Origin of the sequence: Nocardia farcinica (assembly GCF_029867845.1) — a bacterium.
In the GTDB taxonomy this organism is placed as follows: Bacteria; Actinomycetota; Actinomycetes; order Mycobacteriales; family Mycobacteriaceae; genus Nocardia; species Nocardia farcinica_A.
In genome coordinates this window covers 1-4,480 of the sequence record NZ_JARWRU010000569.1, presented here as the reverse complement: position 1 = coordinate 4,480, position 4,480 = coordinate 1, and the positions used below count along the sequence as shown (strand labels likewise).

The following is a 4,480-nucleotide window of genomic DNA, read 5'->3' as shown; positions in this document are numbered from 1 at the left end:
TGTTGCGGGTTTGTTGTTCTATTAAATTTTTTCAAACAACTCATCGTCCAATATTACAGTATCTTTACAACCCCGCCCCATTGCGGCCGCCTCGCCGCTGATCGTAACCTCGGTCATAGCCGGAAATGGCTCTGGTTCACCTCGGAACGCAACCGATTTCGATTTTCCCGGCCGGACAACGAGAAAGCCCCCTACCGGTTCGTCCTGGTAGAGGGCTTTTGAATGCTCCCCCATCTGGACTCGAACCAGAAACCTGCCGATTAACAGTCGGCTGCTCTGCCAATTGAGCTATAGGGGATTATTCTGTTCGGTTCGGACCTTTCGGCCCGACCGAGGAGAAACTTTAGCGCATGCCGGGTCCGGTTCCCAAATCGGGTCCTGACCTGCGGTGATGGGGTCGGCTTCGGCGTGTCGCGGGGCGGGTCGCGGGTGCGTGGTGGCCGGATCGACAGCGGGACGGCGCTTCGGGCAGGATGGTAGCCGCTGACAGGCCACGTGGGAGGAGCTCCACCAAGATGCTGCGGTTGTTGATCGGGGTTGCGGCCGGGTACGTACTCGGATCCAAGGCCGGGCGGGCTCGGTACGAGCAGATCACCTCGGCCACCAGGGCGGTGGCGGGCAGCCCGGTGACACGCAAGCTCGTGCTGGTGGGGCGGCAGAAGCTGTCGGACAAGCTGAGCACCCGGCCGCCGCTGGAGCCGATGAAGCCGATCGACGAGCGGACGACGATCCTGGTGCCGCAGGATCAGCTGCGGCGGGCGCCCAAGAAGTACTGAGTAGGCGGTACCGAGTTCGCAGGCAGGCTCTCAGCCGATGGCGAAGTCGTCGGCGTTGCCCATGGCCTGCTGCTCGAGGCTCTTGCGGTACTGCTCGAGCGCCACCAGATCGCCGAACAGGGCCATGTATTCGTCGGTGCTGTCGCCGGCGGACAGGCGCTGGAGCCGGGACTTCAGGGTGGCGATCTGGCGGCCGACGTGGGCTTCTTGGGTGCGGGCCAGCACACCGGTGATGAAGCGGGGGATGTCGTCGACGGATTTCACCGGCAGGGGGGCGCCCGACAGTTCCGAGACCAGAGCGCGCAGGGTGAGGTCGTCGATGGCGTCGGCGACGGCGTTGAACCATTCGGCGCCGCTCAGGCCGCGGGACGCGCCGCCCGCCTCGGCGATGGCGGTACGGACGGCGACATAGGCGGGGTGGGTGAAGGCCTCGGTCTCCAGCGCGTCGAACATCGCGCCCGCGATGGCGGGGTATTGCAGTGCGGCGCACAGGGATTGACGCTGCGGGAGCAGCACCGGATCGTTCGGATCAGGGCGCGCGGCGGGATGCTCGGCGACCTTGGCTCCGGCGGCGGAGGAGGCGCGTTTGGGTACGACTCCGGCGCGGCCGCCCTTGCGAGCCTCCTCGCCGACGCGGCGGACGATGGTCTGGATGTCGTCCCAGCCGACCCAGCCGGCCAGACGCGTGGCATAGGCCTTGCGGGTGGCGTTGTCCTTGATCTGGGCGACCACGGGCACAGCCCGGCGCAGCGCCTCGACCTGACCCTCGACGGTGTCGAGGTCGTGTTCGGCGAGCAGGCCGCGAATCACGAACTCGTACAACGGGGTCCGGCGGGCGATCAGGTCGCGGACGGCGGCGTCGCCGCTGCGCTGGCGCAGGTCGCAGGGGTCCTGGCCGTCGGGGGCGACGGCGATGTAGGTCTGGCCCGCGAGTTTCTGGTCGCCGGAGAAGGCCTTGAGGGCGGCGGCCTGACCGGCGGCGTCGCCGTCGAAGGTGTAGATGATCTCGCCGCGCCAGAAATTGTCGTCCATGAGCAGCCGCCGCAGGATCGACATGTGGTCCTCGCCGAAGGCGGTGCCGCAGGAGGCGACAGCGGTGGTGACACCGGCCAGGTGCATGGCCATGACGTCGGTGTAGCCCTCGACCACGACGGCCTGGCGGCTCTTGGCGATGTCGCGCTTGGCCAGATCCAGGCCGAACAGCACCTGGGACTTCTTGTACAGCATCGTTTCCGGGGTGTTGACGTACTTGCCCGGCATGGTGTCGTCGTCGAAGAGCTTGCGGGCGCCGAAGCCGATGACCTCACCGCCGAGATTGCGGATCGGCCACAGCAGCCTGCGGTGGAAGCGATCGATGGGACCGCGCTTGCCCTGCCTCGACAGGCCCGCTGCCTCCAGTTCCTTGAACTCGAAGCCCTTGCGCAGCAGATGCTTGGTGAGGGTGTCCCAGCCGCCGGGGGCGTAGCCGCAGCCGAAGCGACGGGCGGCCTCGGCGTCGAAGTCGCGGTCGGTGAGGAATGTGCGAGCGGCCTCGGCCTCGGGGGTGGCCAGCTGGGCCATGTAGAACTCGTGCGCGGCGGCGTTGGCGGCGACCAGGCGGGCGCGGGTGCCGCGGTCGCGCTGGACGGAGGTGCCGCCGCCCTCGTAGTTGATCTGGTAGCCGACGCGGTCGGCGAGCTGCTCGACGGCCTCGACGAAGCCGATGTGCTCGATCTGCTGGAGGAACTTGTAGACGTCGCCGCCCTCACCGCAGCCGAAGCAGTGGAAAAGGCCGTGGTTGGGCCGCACGTGAAAGGAAGGGGACTTCTCGTCGTGGAAGGGACACAGACCCTTCATGGAGTCCGCGCCCGCGCGCTTGAGCGCCACGTATTCGCCGACCACGTCTTCGATCCGAACGCGGTCGCGAATCGCCGCGATATCGCGATCTGGAAGTCGTCCGGCCACGCACAGCAGTCTAGCCGCGCGCCCGCGGCCCGATCACCCGGCCAGTTCGACGGCCATGCGCTCGAGACGGCTCTCGGTGTAGGAGGCGATCTGATCGATGATCACCCGCACGCGGGCGGTGTCGGTGCCGGCTTCGCGCCACCACGGCAGCAGCTGGGGGTCGAGGTGGCGGGGCGCGGTTTCGAGCAGACCTGCCGCGACTTCCTGGATGCGCTGGCGTTGCACGGCCTGGCGCTGCTTGTGCACCGGATCGGACATGACGTAGCGCAGTGCGAAGGTCTTGAGGACGGTGACCTCGGCGGCGGCGATGCGCGGGATCTCCAGGTCGGCGCGGTAGCGGGTGAGCGGGCCGGGGCCGGCGACGGCGCGGGTGGCGGCGATGGCCGCGGTGGTGAACCGGCCGACCAGTTCACTGGTGAGGCGTTTGAGGGCGACCGAGGCGGTGAAGGAGCCGTCGTAGCCGAACACGTCGGCGAGCACCGGCAGTTCGGACAGCCGCTGGGCGGCCTCGACCAGGTCGTCGACGGAGATCTCGGGGTGCTGGCTGTGGCCCATGCGCGCCAGCGCCTCGCGTTCGCCCGGGTCGGTGAGGGCGCGCAGGTCGATGCGGCCGTCGATGACACCGTCCTCGACGTCGTGCACGGAATAGGCGACGTCGTCGGACCAGTCCATGATCTGGCATTCCAGGCTGCGCACCCGGTCGGGGGCGTCCTTGCGGATCCAGGCCAGGCGGTCGGCGTCGATCTCGTAGGCGCCGAACTTGGTGCCGCGGCCGGTGCGGCCCCACGGGTATTTGATGGCGGCGTCGAGGGCGGCGCGGGTGAGGTTCAGGCCCACGCTGACGCCCTCGGGAGTGAGGACTTTCGGTTCCAGGCGGGTGAGGATGCGCAGGTTCTGGGCGTTGCCCTCGAAGCCGCCGTACTCGTCGGCCCAGATGTCGAGGGCCTTCTCGCCGTTGTGGCCGTAGGGCGGATGGCCGATGTCGTGGGCCAGACCCGCCAGATCGACCAGGTCGGGGTCGGCGCCGAGACCGTCGGCGATACTGCGGCCGATCTGGGCGACCTCGAGCGAATGGGTGAGCCGGGTGCGCGGGGTGTCGCCATCGCGCGGGCCCATGACCTGGGTCTTGTCGGCGAGGCGGCGCAGCGCCGCCGAATGCAGCACGCGGGCGCGGTCGCGGGCGAACTCGGAGCGGTGACCGAGGGTGGACTCCATGCCGGGCGAGGCGAATCCGGCGGTCTTCGGTGCCTCGACGACCATGCGCTCGCGGTCGTGATCGGTGTAGTCGCTCATGTGCCTGCCCTGTCGTTCCATGGGTGTGTCCTGCGCCTCGACGCGTCCGCCCGGTGGCTCGATGGATCTGGTCCGCGGCGCATCGGTCACTGCCCCGCGGTGTAGGGGAAGTCGGCGGAGAAGTGGGTGAGCTGATACCAGAGCAGGGCGAAGGTCTCCCGGAAGATGCCGTGGGCCTGGGATTCGCGGGTGTAGACGGCGGGGCCGGTCCGGGTGGGGGCGGTCCAGGCGCGCAGGCCGTCGTCACGGGCCATGGTGCGGGTGCGCAGGGAGTGCCAGGGGTCGCTGACCAGGGCGACCGAGTTCCAGCCGCGCGCACGCATGGCGTCGGCGACGGCTTCGACGCTGCGCAGGGTGTCCGAGCCGGTCTCCACGGCGAGGATCGCCTCGCCCGGGAGGCCCCGGCCCTCCAGGTAGAACTTGCCGGAGGCGGCCTCGGTGTAGAGGTCGCCTCCTGTTTGCCGCCG

5 protein-coding genes and 1 tRNA gene are annotated in these 4,480 nt (G+C 68.8%); 2 read left to right on the top strand and 4 right to left on the bottom strand.

Going from position 1 to position 4,480, the window contains the following annotated elements; genetic code table 11:
• Nucleotides 1-222: hypothetical protein (locus QH283_RS12470; protein WP_280503165.1), on the top strand; the 222-nt coding region annotated here is incomplete at its 5' end.
• Between the two features lie 3 nt (nucleotides 223-225).
• On the opposite strand, the gene QH283_RS12465 is transcribed toward QH283_RS12470, so the two are convergent.
• Nucleotides 226-298 (bottom strand) — tRNA-Asn (locus QH283_RS12465).
• Between the two features lie 217 nt (nucleotides 299-515).
• Here QH283_RS12465 and QH283_RS12460 point away from each other — a divergent pair.
• Nucleotides 516-776 carry a hypothetical protein gene (locus tag QH283_RS12460; RefSeq protein WP_280503164.1) on the top strand — a complete coding sequence of 87 codons (261 nt, stop codon included), beginning with the start codon at nucleotides 516-518 and terminating at the stop codon, nucleotides 774-776.
• Between the two features lie 30 nt (nucleotides 777-806).
• Here the strand turns inward: QH283_RS12460 and dnaG are convergent, their stop codons facing one another.
• From dnaG to QH283_RS12445, 3 genes are all read right to left on the bottom strand, one after another.
• Entirely contained in the window at nucleotides 807-2,720 is a 1,914-nt protein-coding gene (gene dnaG / locus QH283_RS12455) for a DNA primase (protein WP_280503163.1), read from the bottom strand.
• A 33-nt stretch (nucleotides 2,721-2,753) separates the two neighbouring features.
• Nucleotides 2,754-4,013: a deoxyguanosinetriphosphate triphosphohydrolase gene (locus QH283_RS12450; protein WP_280503166.1), complete on the bottom strand. Its 1,260-nt coding sequence runs from the start codon at nucleotides 4,011-4,013 to the stop codon at nucleotides 2,754-2,756.
• An 86-nt stretch (nucleotides 4,014-4,099) separates the two neighbouring features.
• Nucleotides 4,100-4,480: YdcF family protein (locus tag QH283_RS12445; RefSeq protein ID WP_280503162.1), on the bottom strand; the 381-nt coding region annotated here is incomplete at its 5' end.